Source organism: Enterococcus xiangfangensis, assembly GCF_005405365.1.
Classification (GTDB): domain Bacteria; phylum Bacillota; class Bacilli; order Lactobacillales; family Enterococcaceae; genus Enterococcus_A; species Enterococcus_A xiangfangensis.
Window position 1 is genome coordinate 204,423 of sequence record NZ_BJDX01000005.1, and the last position, 21,232, is coordinate 225,654.

At 40.5% G+C, this 21,232-nt stretch carries 19 protein-coding genes and 1 other annotated feature; of the genes, 13 read left to right on the top strand and 6 right to left on the bottom strand.

Going from position 1 to position 21,232, the window contains the following annotated elements:
• The first annotated feature begins 36 nt into the window (after positions 1 to 36).
• The 5 genes from jag to FFM68_RS13305 all read left to right on the top strand — a co-directional run bounded on the left by jag (position 37) and on the right by FFM68_RS13305 (position 6,161).
• Positions 37 to 798, top strand: a complete 762-nt coding sequence (gene jag / locus FFM68_RS08095) for an RNA-binding cell elongation regulator Jag/EloR (RefSeq protein ID WP_137618866.1) — start codon at positions 37 to 39, stop codon at positions 796 to 798.
• 106 nt (positions 799 to 904) lie between these two features.
• Entirely contained in the window at positions 905 to 1,552 is a 648-nt protein-coding gene (locus FFM68_RS08100; RefSeq protein ID WP_137618867.1) for a Dph6-related ATP pyrophosphatase, read from the top strand.
• 194 nt (positions 1,553 to 1,746) lie between these two features.
• A complete protein-coding gene (mnmE, locus tag FFM68_RS08105) occupies positions 1,747 to 3,144 on the top strand; it encodes a tRNA uridine-5-carboxymethylaminomethyl(34) synthesis GTPase MnmE (RefSeq protein ID WP_137618868.1) in 1,398 nt (465 codons plus the stop codon).
• 13 nt (positions 3,145 to 3,157) lie between these two features.
• Entirely contained in the window at positions 3,158 to 5,059 is a 1,902-nt protein-coding gene (gene mnmG, locus FFM68_RS08110; protein WP_137618869.1) for a tRNA uridine-5-carboxymethylaminomethyl(34) synthesis enzyme MnmG, read from the top strand.
• Positions 5,060 to 5,168: 109 nt separating this feature from the next.
• On the top strand, positions 5,169 to 6,161 hold the full coding sequence (locus FFM68_RS13305; RefSeq protein WP_137618870.1) for a DUF4767 domain-containing protein: 993 nt from the start codon (positions 5,169 to 5,171) through the stop codon (positions 6,159 to 6,161).
• Positions 6,162 to 6,710: 549 nt separating this feature from the next.
• Here FFM68_RS13305 and aroD read toward each other — a convergent pair.
• The 3 genes from aroD to FFM68_RS08130 form a co-directional block, all read right to left on the bottom strand.
• On the bottom strand, positions 6,711 to 7,466 hold the full coding sequence (gene aroD, locus FFM68_RS08120; protein WP_137618871.1) for a type I 3-dehydroquinate dehydratase: 756 nt from the start codon (positions 7,464 to 7,466) through the stop codon (positions 6,711 to 6,713).
• Positions 7,467 to 7,476: 10 nt separating this feature from the next.
• Positions 7,477 to 8,355: a shikimate dehydrogenase gene (locus FFM68_RS08125; RefSeq protein ID WP_137618872.1), complete on the bottom strand. Its 879-nt coding sequence runs from the start codon at positions 8,353 to 8,355 to the stop codon at positions 7,477 to 7,479.
• Between the two features lie 172 nt (positions 8,356 to 8,527).
• Positions 8,528 to 9,742 carry an MFS transporter gene (locus FFM68_RS08130; protein ID WP_137618873.1) on the bottom strand — a complete coding sequence of 405 codons (1,215 nt, stop codon included), beginning with the start codon at positions 9,740 to 9,742 and terminating at the stop codon, positions 8,528 to 8,530.
• Positions 9,743 to 9,889: 147 nt separating this feature from the next.
• Here FFM68_RS08130 and FFM68_RS08135 point away from each other — a divergent pair, with 147 nt between their 5' ends.
• The 8 genes from FFM68_RS08135 to guaB all read left to right on the top strand — a co-directional run bounded on the left by FFM68_RS08135 (position 9,890) and on the right by guaB (position 17,220).
• Positions 9,890 to 10,768 (top strand): LysR family transcriptional regulator, encoded by an 879-nt coding sequence (locus FFM68_RS08135; protein ID WP_137618874.1) that lies wholly within the window; start codon positions 9,890 to 9,892, stop codon positions 10,766 to 10,768.
• A 131-nt stretch (positions 10,769 to 10,899) separates the two neighbouring features.
• Positions 10,900 to 11,613, top strand: coding sequence for a 16S rRNA (guanine(527)-N(7))-methyltransferase RsmG (rsmG, locus tag FFM68_RS08140; RefSeq protein WP_137618891.1), 714 nt, complete (start codon positions 10,900 to 10,902; stop codon positions 11,611 to 11,613).
• A 141-nt stretch (positions 11,614 to 11,754) separates the two neighbouring features.
• Positions 11,755 to 12,522 carry a ParA family protein gene (locus tag FFM68_RS08145; protein ID WP_137618875.1) on the top strand — a complete coding sequence of 256 codons (768 nt, stop codon included), beginning with the start codon at positions 11,755 to 11,757 and terminating at the stop codon, positions 12,520 to 12,522.
• Positions 12,509 to 13,399 carry a ParB/RepB/Spo0J family partition protein gene (locus FFM68_RS08150; RefSeq protein WP_137618876.1) on the top strand — a complete coding sequence of 297 codons (891 nt, stop codon included), beginning with the start codon at positions 12,509 to 12,511 and terminating at the stop codon, positions 13,397 to 13,399. The genes FFM68_RS08145 and FFM68_RS08150 overlap by 14 nt, the downstream gene beginning before the upstream one ends.
• A 60-nt stretch (positions 13,400 to 13,459) precedes the next feature.
• Positions 13,460 to 13,657 carry a DUF951 domain-containing protein gene (locus FFM68_RS08155; RefSeq protein ID WP_137618877.1) on the top strand — a complete coding sequence of 66 codons (198 nt, stop codon included), beginning with the start codon at positions 13,460 to 13,462 and terminating at the stop codon, positions 13,655 to 13,657.
• 30 nt (positions 13,658 to 13,687) lie between these two features.
• Positions 13,688 to 14,788: a redox-regulated ATPase YchF gene (gene ychF / locus FFM68_RS08160; RefSeq protein WP_137618892.1), complete on the top strand. Its 1,101-nt coding sequence runs from the start codon at positions 13,688 to 13,690 to the stop codon at positions 14,786 to 14,788.
• Positions 14,789 to 14,802: 14 nt separating this feature from the next.
• Complete coding sequence (locus FFM68_RS08165; protein ID WP_137618878.1) at positions 14,803 to 15,507, top strand: DUF1129 domain-containing protein; 705 nt, start codon at positions 14,803 to 14,805, stop codon at positions 15,505 to 15,507.
• A 228-nt stretch (positions 15,508 to 15,735) separates the two neighbouring features.
• The gene (gene guaB / locus FFM68_RS08170) at positions 15,736 to 17,220 is read left to right on the top strand and encodes an IMP dehydrogenase (protein WP_137618879.1); all 1,485 of its coding nucleotides are present in this window, start codon (positions 15,736 to 15,738) and stop codon (positions 17,218 to 17,220) included.
• A gap of 55 nt (positions 17,221 to 17,275) precedes the next feature.
• On the opposite strand, the gene serS is transcribed toward guaB, so the two are convergent.
• The 3 genes from serS to croR all read right to left on the bottom strand — a co-directional run bounded on the left by serS (position 17,276) and on the right by croR (position 20,705).
• Positions 17,276 to 18,556 carry a serine--tRNA ligase gene (gene serS, locus FFM68_RS08175; protein ID WP_137618880.1) on the bottom strand — a complete coding sequence of 427 codons (1,281 nt, stop codon included), beginning with the start codon at positions 18,554 to 18,556 and terminating at the stop codon, positions 17,276 to 17,278.
• Between the two features lie 48 nt (positions 18,557 to 18,604).
• Positions 18,605 to 18,814 (bottom strand) — a binding site (T-box leader).
• A gap of 30 nt (positions 18,815 to 18,844) precedes the next feature.
• Positions 18,845 to 20,026: a sensor histidine kinase gene (locus FFM68_RS08180; protein WP_137618881.1), complete on the bottom strand. Its 1,182-nt coding sequence runs from the start codon at positions 20,024 to 20,026 to the stop codon at positions 18,845 to 18,847.
• Positions 20,016 to 20,705: a response regulator transcription factor CroR gene (gene croR, locus FFM68_RS08185; RefSeq protein WP_137603697.1), complete on the bottom strand. Its 690-nt coding sequence runs from the start codon at positions 20,703 to 20,705 to the stop codon at positions 20,016 to 20,018. Before croR ends, FFM68_RS08180 begins: the two co-directional genes overlap by 11 nt.
• Between the last annotated feature and the right edge of the window lie 527 nt (positions 20,706 to 21,232).

Genomic DNA, 21,232 nt, shown 5'->3' on the forward strand with positions numbered 1-21,232 from the left:
CATAAATATCACTTATAAAATAAGGAGGTTTAAAAAATGCCTGTTTATGAAGGTCTAACGATCGATGAAGCAATCGCACATGGATTGCGTACTTTAGGGTTGAAGAAAGAAGCTGTCGATATTGAAATTTTAACGGATGCCAAAAAAGGTTTCCTAGGAATGGGAAAAAAAGCGGCACGTGTTTCGATTGAACCAATCAACGTTGAAGTAGAACAAGAACCAGCAGAAGAACTTGTGAAAGAAGCCGTACAAGAGCCAGTTGAAGCAGCAGAGTTTGAAGAGAAAACTGCAGAAACGGCGCCAAAACAAGCCAGTCACTTAGAGGAATTAGAAAAAGAAGAAGCCGTCAAAGAATTGGCGCTTTACTTGACGACTATCACTAATGACATGGGTGTACCGGCACTAGTCAAGATTCAGCATGAAGCGAATGGTTTGATCGTGATGAATTTAGAGACTAGCAAGCAAGGAATGCTGATCGGTAAACATGGAAAAATCTTGAATGCTCTGCAATACTTAGCACAAGTTTTCTTACACCGAATTGCAAAAGAAAAATTGTCAGTAGTTGTGAATGTTGGGAATTACCGCCAAAAACGCGAAGAAGTTCTTACGCGTTTAGCACAGCGTACAGCAGAAAAAGTAAAAGAAACCGGTCGACCAGTCTTTTTAGAACCAATGCCGGCTTTCGAACGAAAAATGATCCATTCAGCGTTGAGTAAAGATGATTACATCAAAACTCATTCTGAAGGCGAAGATCCTTATCGTTATTTAGTGGTCGAACCAGCGAAGAAGTATTTTTAATTCCTGGAATGGTTAATCAGCGTTAAGTAGCTTTCGTCTGCTTAACGCTTTTTTTGAATCTTTTTTGAAAATTACGGACTGTGAATTGTAAGAAAGAAGGGGTATCGTGGAAAAATTTTATTTAAGCTACAGTTCTGGAAAAGACTGTATTTTGGCATTAGATACATTGACTAAACAAGGCTTTCAACCGGCTGGATTGATCACCAGCTTAAATGAAGAGATCGACCGTTCTTGGTTTCATGGGGTACCTGAACGTGTTTTAGCCAATGCAGCTGCGGCATTAAACTTACCGTTGGTGATCGTGCGGACAAATGGCGAGAACTATGAAGAACAAATGACTCTGGCGCTCAAAAAAATTAGGGAAGCTGGAATTACAAATATTTGTTTTGGTGATATTGACATCGAAGAAAACGGTGATTGGGACAAACGAATCGCAGCAAGTGCCGGACTAACGCCGCATTTGCCATTATGGCAGCGTGGTCGGAAAGAACTTGTAGCAGAATTTCTAGCTAGTGGCTATCAAGCGATGATCAAAACTGTTAGTAAAAAATCAAGCATTCCGTTAGAATTTCTAGGCAAACCGCTAGATAAAAATTTTGTTGAATATTTAGCGAAACATGAATTAGATGTTTGCGGGGAAAATGGGGAGTACCATACACTGGTGACGGATGGACCGCTATTTTCACAGCCGCTAGCTTTCAAAACAAAAGGAATCTATGAAAGTCCGCATGCATATTCTTTGATTATTGAGTAATCAGTTATTTTTTATTTACTAAAATTTTAGAAAATAAACGGATTTCGGTGAGGAAGCTTGAATTGTTAAAAAAAATATGCTAACCTTACACCAGAATTTTGTAGAAAAAGCAGTCAAAGTGCTCAATCTGCTCCTTTAAGGGGTGGAGTAGGCACTTTTTTTATGCTCTTAAAGACAAAATAGGAGGAAAAAAAGTGGCAGAAATCACCTTAGAATTTGATACGATCGCAGCGATTTCGACCCCGCCAGGCGAAGGTGCGATCAGTATTGTCCGCTTGAGCGGCGATCAAGCAGTTGCGATCGCTGACAGTGTGTATCGCAGCGGGAAAAAAAGTTTGACAGATGTCGCAACACATACGATCCATTATGGACACATCGTTGATCCTGCAGATCAGCAAGTAGTTGATGAAGTGATGGTTAGTGTGATGCGGGCACCTAAGACGTTTACTAGAGAAGATGTCGTTGAAATCAATTGTCATGGCGGGATCGTAGTGGTCAATCAATTGCTGCAGCTGATTTTGCGATCAGGCGCGCGCTTGGCAGAACCAGGTGAATTCACTAAAAGAGCGTTCTTGAATGGCCGTGTGGATCTGTCTCAAGCAGAAGCAGTGATGGACTTGATTCGGGCAAAGACAGATCGGGCGATGAACGTTGCGATCAATCAATTGGACGGCAACTTGTCTCAATTGATTCGTCAGCTGAGACAAGAGATTTTAGAAACGTTGGCGCAAGTCGAAGTGAACATCGACTATCCAGAATATGACGATGTCGAAGAATTGACGACACAATTATTATTAGAAAAAGCCCAACAAGTCGGTCAGCAGATCGATGCTTTGTTGCTGAATGCTAAACAAGGAAAGATTTTGCGAGAAGGCCTAAGTACGGCGATTATTGGCCGCCCTAATGTTGGAAAATCAAGTTTATTGAATTACTTGCTGCATGAAGAAAAAGCAATCGTGACAGAGATTGCCGGTACGACTCGCGATGTGATCGAAGAATACGTCAACGTTCGCGGTGTACCGTTGAAATTGATCGATACAGCAGGAATTCGTGAAACAGATGATGTAGTAGAACGAATTGGCGTAGAACGCAGTCGAAAGGCGTTAAAAGAAGCCGATTTGATCTTATTGGTCTTGAATCAAAGTGAGGCTTTGACGGCCGAAGACAAAGGATTATTGGAAGCCACGCAAGGTTTGAAACGAATCGTTCTATTAAATAAAACGGATCTGCCTAGTCAGTTAGCACAAGCAGAACTAGCGGCTTATTTAAGCGAAGATGAAGTTTTTGCAATCTCAGTTTTAGAAAAAGCCGGTTTGGATCAATTGGAAGAAGCCATTGCGAAACTTTTCTTTGGCGGTCAAACAGGAGAAAAAGACGCAACGTATGTGTCGAATACGCGCCACATTGCGTTGCTTGAAAAAGCTGGACAATCACTGAGTGAAGTTCGCAATGGGATCATGGCCGGGATGCCGGTAGATTTAGTTCAAATTGACATGACGCGTTGTTGGGACTATTTAGGCGAGATCGTTGGCGACAGTGTGCAAGACGAACTGATCACACAATTATTCAGCCAATTTTGTTTAGGAAAATAAAAGGAGCAGTGCAATGGAATACAAAGCAGGAAATTATGACGTAATCGTCGTTGGCGCCGGACATGCAGGCTCTGAAGCAGCCTTAGCAGCAGCACGGATGGGTCAAAAAACTTTATTAATTACGATCAATTTAGATATGGTGGCATTTATGCCTTGTAATCCGTCGATCGGCGGGCCAGCTAAAGGTGTCGTTGTACGGGAAATCGATGCACTTGGCGGAGAAATGGGGCGCAACATCGATAAGACCTATATCCAAATGCGGATGTTGAATACTGGGAAAGGCCCAGCAGTACGAGCGTTGCGAGCACAAGCAGACAAACATGCTTACGCAGAAGAAATGAAACATACAATCGAAAAAACTGAAAATCTGACGTTGAAACAAGGCGTGGTGGATCGTTTAGTCGTTGAAGATGGGATCTGCAAAGGAGTAGTGACTTCGACCGGGGCAGTCTATTCAGCCAAAGCTGTAATTATTACAGCAGGAACAGCCTTGCGTGGTGAGATTATTATTGGTGAATTAAAGTATTCATCAGGACCAAATAATTCACAACCAGCGATTAAATTAGCGGATCACCTACAAGAATTAGGTTTGGAGATTCATCGCTTTAAAACTGGAACGCCGCCGCGAGTAAAATCAGGCTCGATTGACTACAGCAAAACAGAGATCCAACCAGGTGATGAGAAACCCAACCATTTTAGTTATCAAACGCCAGACAGTCAATATCTGAAAGAACAAATTCCTTGTTGGCTGACTTATACGAACCTAAAAAGTCATGAGATCATTCAAAATAATTTGCATCGTGCGCCAATGTTCACGGGGATCGTTGATGGAGTAGGTGCTCGTTATTGCCCGTCGATCGAAGACAAGATCGTACGTTTTTCAGATAAAGAGCGTCATCAATTATTTTTAGAGCCAGAAGGTCGCCATACAGAAGAAGTTTATGTGCAAGGATTGTCTACATCATTGCCGGAAGATGTTCAAAATACTATTTTACATTCCATCGAAGGATTGGAAAACGCAGAGATGATGCGGACAGGCTATGCGATAGAATACGATATGGTAGCACCTCATCAATTGCGCCCAACATTAGAAACAAAGGTAATCGAAAATCTTTATACAGCTGGGCAAACCAATGGAACGAGCGGTTATGAAGAAGCTGCCGGACAAGGTTTGATGGCCGGAATCAATGCAGCATTGAAAATCCAAGACAAAGAACCGTTTATTATGAAACGCAGCGATGGCTATATCGGCGTCATGATTGACGACTTAGTAACTAAAGGAACCAATGAACCTTACCGTTTGTTGACTTCACGTGCGGAATACCGTTTGATTTTACGTCATGACAATGCGGATTTGCGTTTGACTGAGATTGGTCACGAGATTGGTTTAGTAGAAGAAGAGAGCTATCAAGCATACTTAGCTAAAAAGGCCCATATTGAGGCAGAGCTGGCTCGTTTACGATCAATTCGGATAAAGCCTAATGAAGCAGTTCAAAGCTTCCTACGAGCTAAAAACAGCGCAGAATTGAAAGACGGTGTTTTGGCGAGTGATTTCTTGAAACGTCCCGAGATCTCTTACCAAGAATTGTTGCAATTCATTCCTGCTAACGACGAATTAGCAGAAAAAGAAATTGAACAAGTAGAGATCCAAATCAAGTATGAAGGCTACATCAAAAAAGCGATGGAAAAAGTAGAAAAATTGAAACGAATGGAAGCAAAACGTATTCCAGAACGGATCAATTACGAAGCGATCAATGGTTTAGCTACAGAAGCAAAACAAAAACTACAAAAAATCCAACCAGAAACAATTGCCCAAGCCAGCCGGATCAGCGGTGTGAATCCCGCAGATATCAGCATTCTTATGGTTTATGTGGAACAAGGGAAAATTGCGAAAGTGGATAGTGAAACGGCTTAGTCTTAAGCCGTTTTTTCTTTTTTCTAGAACTCACAGCAGCTTCAGCAAGAAAAGCTCTTTTAATCCTAGCGGCTATTTGCTAAGCTAGAGGCAGACTGGGAGTGATTAAGTGAAAAAAGTAATAGTTGGTTTCAGCATTGGTCTTTGTTTGCTTGGTTTAGCAGGGTGTAGTAGTAAAAAAGAAGCCAGTGAAACAAAAAGTAAAGATACGATCAAAGTATCAGAGACGTATTCAACAACTGAAAAAAGTGAGCGCAAGTCCAGCAGTTCGAGTGAAAAAACGGCGGAGTCTTCAGCGGAAAAGTCTAAGAGTTCTGCTAAGGAAGCTGCTCTTTGGGATTCTCAAAAGGCCAGCACACTTCAAAGCTTTATGAATGATTGGGGCAGTACGATGGGGCAAACGTACAAGGAATATCAGCCGAAGCAAAACGTTGATTTCTATGGGTTGGATTTGCCGGATGGCGTATTAGGAGATACTAAAATCCAGCCAATCGCAGTCAACGATCAGATTGTCTCAGCAGAATGGTCTGAAAATGGAAAATCAGCAGCTGAGTACACGATTGTTTCCGTCTATTCAGATGCAGAAACAGCCGCTTATGCGGTCAAACACGTTTATTTCTTTGGATTTAATAATAATCAGCCAATTGTACTAGTCTCGATGCAAAACCAAGGAATGCCAGACGGGGCGTTACACTTTAGCGCAACAGAAAATAAAGAGCTGAATGCGGGCTTTCAAAACATCGCAACAGGGACAGCAAGTCAGACGACTCAAACAACTCAGACAAGTAATGCATGGACTATGGATGAAGCCGTTCAATTTTATGAAGAAACGTACAAAAATCCAGCAAATGCAATCAGTAAAGATTTGATTTGGGAAAACTACGATAGAAGTTGTTGGAGTGTAACAGAGCAGAGTGGAGATCGAATCGTCTTACACTGGACTAATCTTGGGGCAGGCGGTAGTTATGATGAATTCATCAAAGGCGGTGATACTACTGAACTGATCGTTTATGGTGGCAATGCTGCGTATCCTAATGATCCCAGCGCCAAATATACGATCCGAAATAGCGATCATGTCGTTATTAAGACAGAAGAATTTTGAGATGAATAACGTAAAAATAAATTATAAATAAAATGTTAGCAGTAAAAACAGCTCCTTGATTTATTCTCAAGAGCTGTTTTTTTACTTAATCCTAATAAGTAGTTGAAACGTATTTAAATGATGAAAACAAGAAATTTTAACGAATCCAACCAATAACAATCATTTTGGTAATAGAAAAAATGGGAATCTAGTTCAAGGAAATCAATCCAAAGCGAATGATGCAAAAACTACTGACGGATTCTTTTTTATCTGAATAAAATTTTGTAATATTCAAGAGTTGTATGGGGTAGAAGGATTCGGAAAAGAAAGTTAGGTAGTAAATTTTTGTTTGAGCCATTAAAAATTTTAACAATGAAACAGGTGTTTTTGTTCTATGTATGTTATTTTCTTGTTGAGAAAAAATTAAAGGTTAGGAATGTTTCATGTGAAACATTCCTAACCTTTTTTGAAAGAGTATTTCTTGCTGAGGTATTTTTAACAGATCAATAAATAACGATAAACGAAAATTAGAATAACGAAAATATATTTTTGTTTATCTGTCAGTATTGATTAAGTTAATTGCAGTGTCGTCAACATTTTTCGTAATTCCGCAACGGGAACTTGTCCGGGCGCAGAAGCTGTGGCAGCTGAGCCAAAAGTTGCGGCCGAGCCGAAGAGTTGACCGGAAACGCGGCTGATCATGCCCAGTGCACCCATTGACATCGTGATCAAAGGAACTTCAGCGTGTTCTTCGTGCATTTCGCGAGTAGCTTCTAACAGCGTCAGCACGTCAGCGGAACTCTGTGGCATCACTGCGATCTTGCAAATATCGGCGCCTTTATTTTGCATCGCTTGCAGACGTGTGACGATCTCATTTTTTTCAGGTGTTTGGTCAAAATCGTGGTTGCACATAATGATTTGAACAGCGTTTTGATGTGCCAAATCAATCGTTTCAGCAACTTGTTTTTCTGGCATGAATAATTCCACATCTAATAAGTCTAAAGCGCCCTCAGTGAGGATCGTTTGATACAAAGCGAAGTAATCATTGTCGGATAATTCATGCACACCACCTTCTTTTTTTGTCCGGAAAGTAATCAATAGCGGTTTTTCCAGCAGCGTTTTTAAGGTGTGTGAAAATGCAGCAACTGCTTGCGCATCTTGAACTTGCTCAAAAAAATCGATCCGCCATTCTACTAAGTCGCAATCCAATGTCTGAATCAATTTTGCTTCTGTTAAGAGTTCTTTTTTGTTTTTTCCCACCATCGGCACGATGATCTTAGGCAGACCGGCACCGATTGTAACGTTGCCAACAGTTACTGTTTTCATGTTGTTCCTCCTAGTCTTTAAATAGCAGCTCTTTGATGTAGCTGACCGGCATGTCTTCACCGGTGAATAATTTGAAGGCTGCGGCACCTTGATAGAGCATCATACCAAGTCCATTGATGGCTTTTTTGGCGCCGTGTTCTTTGGCGAATTTCAATAATTTTGTCTCACGCGGAGCGTAAACGACATCAAAAACAACTAAATCTGGGCGAATGACAGCTGGATCTGTGATCAAACTCAAATCTTCTAATGGCTTCATGCCGACACCTGTTGCATCGATGTAGATACTGCTTTCGGCGATCGATTGTTTGAAAGCTGTTTGATCGGCTAAATCAGTGACTGTTGCGCGACAATCGGTATTTTCGTTGATTTTACGTGCAGTCTCTTTAGCGTTTGCGAAGACACCGTCATTGATATTGAAAATTCGTAACTCTTTCGCACCATCAAAGGCTGCTTGGATCGCAACGGCTGTTCCTGCACCGCCAGCACCTGTTAAGGTAATGATTTGATCGTTTACTTCGACTCCTTCATCTTTCAATGCGGACATCGCGCCAATCCCATCTGTATTGTACCCTACAAGATGACCTTTGCCATCAAGATTGGTTACAGTATTGACTGCACCAATCAATGTTGCTTCAGGCGATACCTCGTCTAAATAAGGAATAATCGCTTGTTTGTTGGGCATTGAAACGTTCGACCCGCGAATTCCCATGGCACGAATGCCTTGCACGGTATCCTTTAATTCTTCATTACCGACTTCAAAAGCTAAATAAGCGTAATCAAGTCCTAACTTAGCGAAAGCTTCGTTGTGCATCGTAGGAGACATGCTGTGACGAATCGGTGTTGCGATCAAGCTGATTAACAAAGTGTGGCCAGTAAGTCGTTCAGTCATTGGTAAATTCCTCTTTTCAAATTTATTTGTTCAATTATTCTCAAGCGAAGCGTTTTCTAAAAGTGCCGCTTATGAATAAAATCACAAGTTGCTATCTCCATTTTAGAATGGAATCTGCTTAAAGACTAATGCTTTATATTGATGAAATCAATAAAGCAAATGAATAAAACGACTAGCTCAAGACTAGTCGTTTCACTAATTTATTGTAACGATAGGCGATCACGAGTGAAGCCGCTAAACCAATTGCATTTAAAAGAATCACGAACCAGAAAACATAAGTAGTTTTTTGCTCGCTGAGCAGACCGGTGATATAGGGGGTGACCATAATCGAAACGGAGGTAGCCAGCGAATAATAGCTAGTGCATTTTCCTTTTTGTTTCGGAAACAATTCCAGCATCAAAGCCAGTCCTAATTGCCAAATACCGCCGGCAGCAAAGATCCCGATACAGATTGCCGCTAAAATGACTGTGACAAAGTTTGGATGGATCAACATAGCCAGCAGCGAAAGTCCTGAGACGCTAAGGCAGAAGCTGATGAACTTTGGAATATTCACGCCTTTTTTTACGATCCCTGAGGTGAAAAAGACTGAAATAAATGAGCCGGTACTGTAAAGACTGACGAGGATCAAACTGTTTTCGTGAGAAACGACCCGCGTATTTTCTGCGTACTGCGGAATCCATAAAATAAAAATATTGAATAATGAAACAGACACAAAAGAAAAGATCAGCAAAGCAACGCCATCGATCTTAAACTTTCCACGATTTTTGGGGAGGGTCGTCGCGACAATGTCCTCGTTGGTTTCTTTTTTTATAATCGTCGCAGATTTTGGAAAACGAGCAAATAATAAATAGAACATATTGGCAAACAAACACAAGGCAGCCAAGATAAACGGCCAGCCGAAAAACAGATCGTGCTGCAGTAAGTAGCGAGTGATAAATGGAAGTAGGAATTGGCCAAGTGAGATGAATGCTTTATTTAAAACACTCAAAGAACTATTTACCCGCTCGTCAGGATACGCTTCCACAAGAGTCGGATAGGTACTAGTGTCCAAAAACGCGTTGCTGACCCCACCGAACATAGCTAAGAAAAAGGCTAGTTGATAGTTTGGGCTGACGAGCATGCCGATAAAAAAGATCATATAAGAAACAATAGCGATTAGCACCGTTTTTTTGCGGCCAAATTTATCTGAAAAGTACCCGGAAAAATACAGGCTCAAGATCCTGCCTAGCCCGATGGCGCTCATAACTAATGTAACTTGAGCAGTAGTGGCTTGCCAATGGAGTTTCAAGTTGGCCATATTTTGTGACAAAAGAATGGCTGCCATTCCTTGAAAAATATAGTTGAAATAGAGACTTGAGATCAATAGCTGATAATTATCTTTTTTCATTGAAGACTCCTCTCATGTGATTTAATTCACTTAAAGTCACACACATACTAACGTAAATTTATTATAAAAACTAATGATTTATATCAATAAAATTGATAAACTCTATTTATTGAAAGCGGCTCAATTTTTAGCAAATGAGGTGAAGAAATGAATTTGCGGCAATTAGAATTTTTTGTGACACTCGCTCAAACGGAACACATGACCCAAGCAGCCAAGAAATCCAACACTTCGCAGCCAAACATCAGCCACGCGATGACGATGTTGGAACAAGAAGTTGGCGTCACGCTGTTTGAAAAAAAAGGACGAAACATTCAGTTGACTCGCCATGGTCGAATTTTTTATGAATATGTTGCACCAGCGTTAGCTGAGATTGAAAAAGGTCAGAAAACATTACAAGAAATGGTCAATCCTGATTCAGGAGAGATCCAGTTTGGATTTATTTTTACGATGGGGGCCGAATTAGCACCGCGATTGGCACAATCTTTCCATCGTCAAGGCAATGACAAAATCACTTTTGAATTTCAGCAAGGAAATTCGAATCAGATCATTCAGATGCTGCTTGAAGATCGAATCGATATTGGTATCTGTTCAAAAGTAGGCAGTGAATCTGAGTTAATCTATCAAATTTTAACACAAGAAGAGATGGTATTGGTAGTTCCGTTGGATCATCCATTAGCAAGTTGCGACAGTATTTCATTAGTTGAAACGGCGGAGTATCCGTATGTTTACTATAATAAACAGAGCGGTCTGCGCCCTTATCTGGATCGGCAAATCAAAAATTTACAGTTAGATTTGGAGATCATTTGCGAATTAGAAGAAGATCACAGTATTTTAGGCTTTGTTGGTCAAGGATATGGGATCGCCATTATGCCTAATATTCCGTCGATCAATTCATTTCCAGTCAAAAAAATTACGATCACAGATACACTGGAGGATCGCAATATTTACTTAGCGGTCAAAAAAACTAATTTGGAAATTCCAGTCTTGAAAAAATTCTATGATTTTTGTCTGGAAAATCGCATTTAAAAATGGGGTTAAAGCTTTCTTAATCTCCTTGTGAAACATACGGAAACCATTGCATGTAACGTAATAATGCGTTAAAGTAGAGGATAGTCTGTGAAACATTTTGCTGTTTCACGAAAATGAAAGGATTTCTTATGACACCAGAAGAATTTCAAGCGGAATTAAAGAAACAAGGGATCGAATTGACTGCAAAACAGCTGGATCAATTCGCAACTTATTTTCACTTATTGGTTGAATGGAACCAAAAGATGAATCTTACCGCGATCACTGAACACGAAGAAGTTTATTTGAAACATTTTTATGATTCGATTACTTTGGCTTTTTCTGATACGTTCAAACCAGCTGGAAAGTTATGCGATGTCGGGTCAGGCGCGGGGTTTCCCAGCTTACCATTAAAAATCGTGTTTCCAGAATTAGAAATTACAATCGTTGATTCATTGAATAAACGAATCACTTTTTTGACCACCTTAGTAGAGGCTTTGCAATTAGAAGGCGTACAGCTTTATCATGATCGTGCTGAAACTTTTGGGCAGAACCCTGAATTTCGTGAAGCATTTGATTTTGTTACCGCTCGAGCGGTGGCACGGTTAAATGTTTTGACGGAACTTTGCTTGCCATTAGTGAAAAAAAATGGCTACTTCTTTGCTTTGAAAGCAGCAAAAAGTGAAGAAGAGTTAACTGAAGCACGACCAGCAATCGCATTATTAGGCGGCAAGCTGATTCAAGCTGAAGATGTCTCGTTGCCCAATGGCGATACACGTCACATCATCACGGTGCAAAAAAAGAAAGAGACCCCCAAAAAATATCCGCGCAAACCTGGGGTACCGAATAAGCAGCCATTGAAATAAGTTGTTTTGAAAACTCAAAACCAATAGAAAAGACCAGTTTTGCAAGTGACTGTTAGGATGCAAAAAAGGCTATGCGGTGAAAATCAGACTTATTTTTCTCAAGAAAAATAAATTCTTTAGTATGAACTAGGAGGAAATTAAATGGCACGGATCATATCTGTTGCAAACCAAAAAGGCGGTGTCGGAAAAACGACAACGACTGTTAATTTGGGTGCGTGCTTAGCCTATGATGGTAAGAAAGTCTTATTGATCGACAGCGATGCGCAAGGAAATGCTACAAGCGGTCTAGGCGTGCGCAAACCAGACGTGAAACAAGATATTTATGATGTTCTAGTCAATGAGGTCCCTATCAAAGAGACGATCATTGAGACCTCACGAGAAAATTTATCAATCGTTCCTGCAACGCTGCAATTAGCCGGTGCAGAGATCGAATTAACTTCTATGATGGCTCGGGAATCTCGCTTAAAGAGTGCACTGGCAGAAATCAGTGACGAGTATGACTTCATTTTGGTGGATTGTCCGCCATCTTTGGGGCACTTGACGATCAATGCTTTTACAGCCAGTGATGCGATTTTGATTCCAGTTCAATGTGAATATTATGCTTTGGAAGGATTGAGCCAACTACTGAACACGGTTCGTTTGGTCCAAAAACATTTTAATCCCGGCTTAGAAATCGAAGGCGTATTGCTGACGATGTATGATGCCCGGACCAACTTAGGCGCGGAAGTGGTCGAAGAAGTTCGTCGTTATTTCCAAGAGAAAGTATATGATACGATCATTCCGAGAAATGTTCGTTTATCGGAAGCGCCTAGTCATGGCAAACCGATCATTGATTATGATCCACGCTCAAAAGGTGCCGAAGTTTATCAAGCTCTAGCAAAGGAAGTGTTAGCTCGTGAGCAAAAATAAAGGGTTAGGCCGCGGAATCGATGCGTTGTTTCAAGATTTGTCTGAGATTGAAGAAGTCGACATGAAAAAAGATCAAGTGATCGAGATCCCATTAAGCGATTTACGTCCCAATCCCTATCAACCACGAAAATCATTTGATGAGGGAACACTGCAAGAATTAGCCAACTCGATTGAGCAATCAGGTGTTTTTCAGCCGATTATCGTCAGAAAATCAGCGGTGAAAGGCTATGAGCTGATTGCTGGCGAACGACGGTTTCGTGCGTCCAAACTAGCGGGCAAAGAAACAATTCCAGCAATCATCCGCGAGTTTGACGAAGAGGCGATGATGCAAGTCGCAGTTTTGGAAAACTTGCAGCGGGAAGATTTGAACCCGTTGGAAGAAGCCGAAGCTTACGAGATGCTGATGAAAAATTTAAAACTGACCCAAGCCGACGTGGCGAACCGTCTAGGTAAAAGTCGACCATATATCGCGAATTATCTGCGCTTGTTGACCTTGCCTAAATTAGTAAAAGAGATGGTCCAAGATGAACGTCTGTCGATGGGCCAAGCCCGGACTTTGTTAGGTTTAAAGAAAAAAGATCAAATTTTAAAATTGGCAAATCGAGCGGTGAAAGAGAATTTGACTGTCCGCCAATTAGAACAGATCGTCAATGAATATAATGAAGGCAAAGCCAAGGACAAGAAAAAAGGTCCGCGGCTGGCTAAAGAAAAACCTTACTACTTGCGTGAAAGCGAAGATCGCTTGATGGATAAATTCGGAACTGGCGTCGAGATCGTTGAAAAAGACGGCAAAGGCAAGATTTCGATCGAATACTTATCGCCATCAGATCTGACCCGTATCTTAGATATTTTGAATATCCATTTTGATGAAGCTTAACAAAATAAAAATAGGATTTCTATTAAAGTATAGAGCTAATAGTGATAGGAGGTTTGCCAGATGTATGACTTAGGTGATATCGTTGAGATGAAAAAACCGCATGCCTGCCAGACAAATCGCTGGGAAATCATTCGGATGGGTGCGGATATTAAAATCAAATGTATCAACTGCGGACATATCGTCATGATGACGCGCCGCGATTTTGAAAAGAAAATGAAAAAAATCCTTGAGAAGAAAATCGATTCGACTCAAGAATAATTCCTTAGTAGAGAAAGAGTGAAGTGGACCATGGCCTTAACAGCCGGAATCGTAGGATTACCTAACGTAGGTAAATCTACCTTATTTAATGCAATTACTAAAGCAGGAGCAGAAGCTGCCAACTATCCGTTTGCGACGATTGATCCCAATGTCGGAATGGTCGAAGTACCTGATTGGCGTTTAGAACGTTTGACTGAGTTGGTTCATCCTAAAAAAACTGTTCCAACAACTTTTGAATTTACCGATATCGCCGGAATCGTCAAAGGTGCCAGTAAAGGTGAGGGATTAGGAAATCAATTTTTAAGCCATATCCGTCAAGTAGATGCTATTTGTCATGTCGTTCGTTGTTTTGACAATGAAAACATCACCCACGTGGAAGGGCGCGTTGATCCGTTAGAAGATATCGAAACGATCAACTTAGAGTTAGTTTTAGCAGATTTGGATTCTATTAACAAACGCTACACTCGAGTAGCAAAAGTAGCAAAAACAAAAGAAAAAAATGCAGTGGCTGAGCTAGCCGTTTTAGATAAATTAAAACCTGTATTAGAAGAAGGCCAATCCGCTCGAACGATTGAGTTTACTGAAGAAGAACAAAAAATCGTCAAAGGATTGTTCTTATTGACAAGTAAACCCGTTCTTTACGTAGCCAATGTCGATGAAGAAACGGTCGCGGACCCAGACGGCAATGAATATGTACAAACTGTTCGAAACTTCGCTGCTAGCGAACACTCAGAAGTGATCGTAGTCTGTGCCGAAGCAGAAGAAGAAATCGCTGAATTGGAAGACGAAGACAAGGCCGAATTTTTAGAAGCGATGGGGATCGAAGAATCTGGTTTGGATCAATTGATTCGTACAGCTTATGATTTATTAGGCTTAGCAACTTACTTTACTGCCGGAGAACAAGAAGTTCGTGCTTGGACGTTCCGTAAAGGGATGAAAGCTCCGCAAGCAGCCGGAATCATCCACACCGATTTCGAACGCGGCTTCATTCGTGCAGAAACAGTATCTTTTGAAGATTTAGATAAATATGGCAGTATGCACGCAGCCAAAGAAGCTGGACGTGTCAGATTAGAAGGGAAAGATTATGTCGTGCAAGATGGCGATGTAATGTTGTTCCGTTTCAACGTTTAGGGAGGAAAGAAACAATGGAACCAGAGAAATTGCAAACGTTGCAGGCAGAAAATGTACAGCTTGAAGCAAAACTGACCAAGCGGAATGAACAATACATTTTTGACTTGAAAAAAGCTTTAAAAGCAGCAAATTTAACGGAAGAACAAACCATCACCGCTTTAAATGAGATGCTGCCAACTTTAGTCGAAGAACAAAAAACAGGAAAGACCGCCCGACAATTATTCGGGACAGTATCCGAACGATTAGATGCGATCGTAAATAAACCTGTTGAAAAGAAAAAATCTACTACCGCTTCATTAATGTGGTTGGATAATTTCTTATTGCTGTTCGGTATGCTAGGGATCGTATCCGGAGTGATGGGGTTGTTTGTTTCACGTGGAACACAACCAGTCACCTATGGGATCACCGCGTTGGTCGTAGCCTCAGCAATCGGTGGGATCGTATTTTACATGATGTATTTATTTGTTTACCAGTATGACCAACCAGGCGCAGATAAATCAAAGAAACCAAAAACTTGGAAGACAGTTCTGATGTTGGCGTCTGTTACGCTCGTCTGGTTTTTAGTATTCAATGGTGCGGCATTACTACCAGCAACATTGAATCCTATTCTTGATCCAATAGTCTTAGTCATAGTATCTGCTTTGGCTTTAGGGCTGCGTTACTATTTGAAAAAACGTTTTGGCATCATCAGCAGTTTGGCCTCAGCACCACGCAAATAAAAAGCAAAGGAAGTTCAGTGACGAACTTCCTTTTTTTGTCTTTTGTTAAACTATATAGCGGCGCCTCATACGGATCAATGATAGAAAAAGCAGAAAATTATTGAGAGAATAAGGTGAATGTTAAGAAAAATAAGGGTTAGATGAGGATTTCGGCACAAGTTGTTGACTTCACTCGCTCATTCTGTTAGTTTTTTTATTAAAAATAATTCTGGGGAGTGGTAACGAACGATGTCTAATTGGGAAACGAAATTTGCAAAAAAAGGTCTGACATTTGATGATGTTTTATTGATTCCGGCGGAGAGTCATGTATTGCCGAATGAAGTGGATATGAGTGTGCAATTAGCCAAAAATATCAAATTGAACATTCCATTGATGAGTGCAAGTATGGATACTGTGACAGATAGTAAAATGGCAATCGCGATGGCCCGACAAGGCGGACTTGGAGTCATCCATAAAAATATGAGTGTCGCAGCCCAAGCAGATGAGGTTCGCAAAGTAAAACGATCAGAAAGTGGCGTAATCATTGATCCATTTTTCTTAACACCAGAACATAAAGTACGAGACGCTGAAGAGTTGATGAGTCGTTATCGGATTAGCGGTGTGCCGATCGTAGAGACATTGGAAAACCGTAAGTTAGTTGGAATCATTACGAACCGTGATATGCGCTTTGTGACAAATTACGAGATCCCCATCCACGAAGTAATGACTAAAGATGGTCTAGTAACAGCCCCCGTTGGTACAAAGTTACAAGATGCTGAAAAAATATTGCAAAAACACAAAATCGAAAAATTACCGATTGTAGATGAGGCGGGGCGTCTAAGCGGCTTGATTACAATCAAAGACATCGAAAAAGTTATCGAATTTCCTAATGCAGCGAAAGACGAGCATGGTCGTTTGTTAGTTGCTGCAGCAGTTGGTGTGACAAGCGATACTTTTGAACGTGCAGAAGCATTGCTGGAAGCTGGAGCTGACGCGATTATTATCGATACTGCTCATGGTCACAGTGCGGGTGTTCTGCGTAAAATCCGTGAAATCCGCGAAACATTTCCCGAAGCAACGTTGATCGCAGGCAATATCGCTACAGCGGAAGGCGCAAAAGCATTGTACGATGCGGGTGTAGATGTAGTGAAAGTCGGGATCGGACCAGGTTCGATTTGTACGACTCGTGTAGTTGCCGGTGTCGGCGTACCTCAATTGACTGCGATTTATGATGCAGCTTCTGTAGCACGCCAATATGGCAAAGCCATCATCGCTGACGGTGGGATCAAATATTCAGGCGATATCGTAAAAGCTTTAGCAGCCGGTGGGCATGCCGTCATGCTTGGTTCAATGCTAGCTGGGACAGATGAATCTCCCGGTGAATTTGAAATTTATCAAGGTCGTCGCTTCAAAACATATCGCGGCATGGGTTCATTAGGCGCAATGGAAAAAGGTTCAAGTGATCGTTATTTCCAAAGTGGCGTTAATGAAGCCAACAAATTAGTTCCAGAAGGAATCGAAGGTCGGGTCGCTTATAAAGGAACGGCTGCAGATATTATTTTCCAAATGATTGGCGGATTGAAAGCCGGTATGGGTTATGTCGGTGCAGGCAATTTGGAACATTTACGTGAAAATGCTCAATTTGTTCAAATGAGTGGCAATGGCTTGAAAGAATCTCATCCCCATGATGTTCAAATTACAAAAGAAGCACCAAACTATTCAGTTGAACAATAAAAATCTAACTAAAAACAGCGGCTTCGCAAAAGCGAAGCCGCTGTTTTTTTACTTGTTATTTTTCTTTTTTGATCACTTTTACATTGCCCATGTATGGTACTAAAACTTCAGGAATTGTTACTGAGCCGTCTTCGTTTTGATAGTTTTCCAAGATTGCAGTCACGGTTCGGCCGACAGCTAAACCTGAACCATTCAATGTGTGAGCATATTGGACTTTGCCAGCTTCATCACGATAACGGATCATTGCACGACGAGCTTGGAAATCTTCACAATTTGAGCAAGAACTGATCTCACGATACGTATTTTGAGCAGGTACCCAAACTTCTAAGTCATAAGTCTTCGCAGCAGAGAAGCCCATATCCCCAGTTGATAAAGCAACGACACGGTACGGCAAGTTTAGTTTTTGTAAAAGGATTTCCGCATTTTGTGTCATTTTTTCTAATTCGTCATATGAAGACTCTTTGTCGCTGAATTTTACCATTTCCACTTTATGGAATTGGTGCAAACGGATCAATCCACGTGTATCGCGTCCAGCGCTACCGGCTTCAGAACGGAAAGAAGGAGAAAGTGCTGTAAAATAGATTGGCAATTCTTTGCCGTCTAAAATTTCATCCGCGTAATAGTTTGTTAAAGGAACTTCTGCAGTTGGGATCAATGTTAAATCACGATCTTCAATTTGGAAGACATCTTCTTTAAATTTAGGGAATTGTCCGGTACCAAACATTGATTTGCTGTTTACTAAGAACGGCGTGATCATTTCAGTATAGCCTTGTTCATAGACATGTTCATCCAGCATGAAGTTATAAACGGCCCGCTCTAATCGTGCACCCAAACCTTTGTAATAAACAAAACGGCTGCCTGATACTTTTGCACCACGTTCAAAATCTAAGATATCTAAATTCTCTGCGACTTCCCAATGAGGCTTTGGTTCAAAAGCAAATTGGCGCGGTGCACTCCAGCGACGCACTTCGATGTTGTCATCTTCGTCTTCGCCAACGGGTACAGAATCATGAGGCAAGTTTGGCAATGTCGTTGCAATCTCTGTCAATTGCGCATCGATATCGGCTACTTGAGTATCAAAGTCTTTGATTTTTGTGCCGACTTCTTTCATTTCCGCGATTTTATCAGCGGCATCATTTTTTTCACGTTTCAATTTGGCGATTTCATTTGATACGTCATTCCGATATTTTTTCAATTCTTCTGTTTTTACCAATAGCTGACGACGTTGTTCGTCTAATTCTAAGAACCGTTTCAAAACTTCTTCCTTTACGCCTCGAGTTGCTAATTTTTCGTTTACTTCCGCAAAGTTGTTGCGAATCATTTTTACATCTAGCATCCTATTCTCCTCCTTTTAAAATAAAAAAACACCGCTTCATCCCATATTAACAGGGACGAAACGGTGTTGAATTTCGCGGTACCACCCAAATTCAGCCTAAGCTGCACTTGATCGACGGTTATCGACGTCACCCGGTTTCTCTTTCGAAAAACGCAGATCATAAAACTGGATTTCCCTAAGTTGTTTTGTTGATTCCCACCAGCCATCAACTCTCTAGAAAAACAAACTTACGTACTTGGTTTCCTGCATCTCTTATTGAGACCAGTATAAGCAATCAAAAATTTAAAGTCAATGATTATCTGGCAGAGATTTTGTTTGATTTTTATAAAGCGGCAAATGAATGATGAAAGAAGTCCAGTCATCGCTCGATTGTGCATAGATATAACCGCCATGAAGATTTACGATATTTTGAGCAATAGCCAGTCCTAAGCCAGTCCCGCTAATTTCTTGCGAACGGGAACCGTCCACTCGATAAAAACGATCAAAAAGTTGTTCCAGTGCTTCTCTTGGGATAGGCTGCCCATTATTTTTGACAGTAACGACTGCTTCATTTTTCATTTTTTCGATTTCAATAATTATTTTGTCAGCGTCAGCGCCATACTTCAATGCATTGGTGATCAAATTATTAAAGACACGTACGAGTTTTTCTGTGTCGCCGTCCATGATCAGCTGATTCTCTGTGGTCTCTACTTGAATTTGAATATTTTTTTTCTTAGCTTCCAACTCAAAATCAGCAGCCAGCTGTTCTAGCAGTTGTACCATATCAAAGGAGACATTATTAACGGGAACAGACGGTTGGCGGACCTTGGAATATTCGAATAAATCTTCAACTAAAGATTTCATTTGTTTGGCTTTATTGTAGGCAATACTTGTATATTTCAGAATCTCTTCGTCATTTTGATACTGACCGTCTTCAATTAAACCAAGATAACCGATGATTGAAGTCAGCGGTGTCCGAATATCATGACTGACATTTGTGATTAATTCATCTTTTGATTTTTCGATTTCGCGTTCATCTTCAATGGCTGCAACAGTACTGTCAACCAAACCATTGATACTATCAACGACTTTGCTGAGATCGCCGCGCAATTCAAAAGGAATCCGATAATCGTAATTCCCGTTAGCGATATAATGCAACTCATTGATGATGTGCCGCAGCTGCATTTGATGATAGCGGCGAATCAACCGCCAAAAAATAATCAGTACATCGATAATAACAAAGAAGGGGATCACAAAATTACGTCCGCTCCAAAAAATATCACTGCCTAGATTATTTGCAAAAATATCTTTTGAACGATAGATCGCATCAGTCAGATCCGGTGAGTTATTCAGCATCTGAGTGAAAAGGACCATAATTGCTACATTTAATAGAAGCAATAAAATAATAGTGATGATTCCTTCCGCGATCAATTCGCTGACTTCTTTGGAGGTAAGGGTGATTCGTCTTTTCTTTTCTCTTTTATTTTGCATCTATTTTATAACCCACACCCCAAACGGTTTGGATCACTTTTTCACCATCCGTCGCTTCTTCGATCTTATCACGCAAGTGGCTGACGTGAACCATGACGGTTTTTGCTGAGACGATACTTTCTTGTTTCCAGACCCGTTCAAAAATTTCATCCGCACTGAAAACACGATTTGGGTGACTTGCTAATAAATATAAAATACCAAATTCCAAAGCAGTCAGCTGGATTTCCTTTCCATCAACTGTTTTAACTTCATGAGAATCTTTGTTGATGATCAACGACTGAATCTCAAGAATGTCAGGCTGGTCTTCAGCGATATGCATTTTTGTCCGGCGTAATAAAGATTTAACCCGAGCCATGACTTCTAAAGGATTAAATGGTTTCGTTACATAGTCATCAGCACCAGCAACCAATCCTTTTATTTTGTCCATATCGGTTGTTTTGGCTGTTAACATAATAATTGGTATTTGCGATTCTTTTCTTAATTCCTTCACAACTTGCATGCCGTCCATCACCGGCATCATAATATCCAATAAGAGCAGTTCAATGTCATTTGTAGTTCGAAGCTTACTCAATGCTTCTTTACCATCATAGGCTTTAACGACATCATACCCTTCATTATGCAAATAAATACTTAATAGTTCGACAATTTCCTTGTCATCATCTGCAACTAATACTTTCATTAAATGTTCCTCCGTCCATCATAAAAATAATTACATCCCTATTTTACCAAAGAAATCATCGGAAGGCGAAAGACAGCACTAGGAGTTAAAGAAAAATCAAAAATAAAATACCGAAAGTTAATCTTTGAAGATCATAGAAAATCTCATTCTTAAAAAGAAAAAACGAACAAAAACCCCATATTTATATTTATTCATCGTGTTTAAAAAAAGTGGATAAAATTACCATCTTTTCGTTGACCAAACTGCATAAAACTGATATATTATTTTATGTTCTGAAGCGGCGATAAACCGTTTGGAACACCTAAAATTATTGTTGACAGGTGACTGATTATCAGTTATTCTATCAAAGTCGCATTAAGCAGTGACAATAATTCATTTGAAAAACTTCAAAAAAGTTATTGACATTCACTCAGCAAGCTGTTAAGATATAAAAGTTGCTGAAACAAAGCGACAAACAATGTAGACCTTTGAAAACTGAACGAATAAAACAAACCAAATGTGTAGGGCGTTTCTATTTAATAGAAACA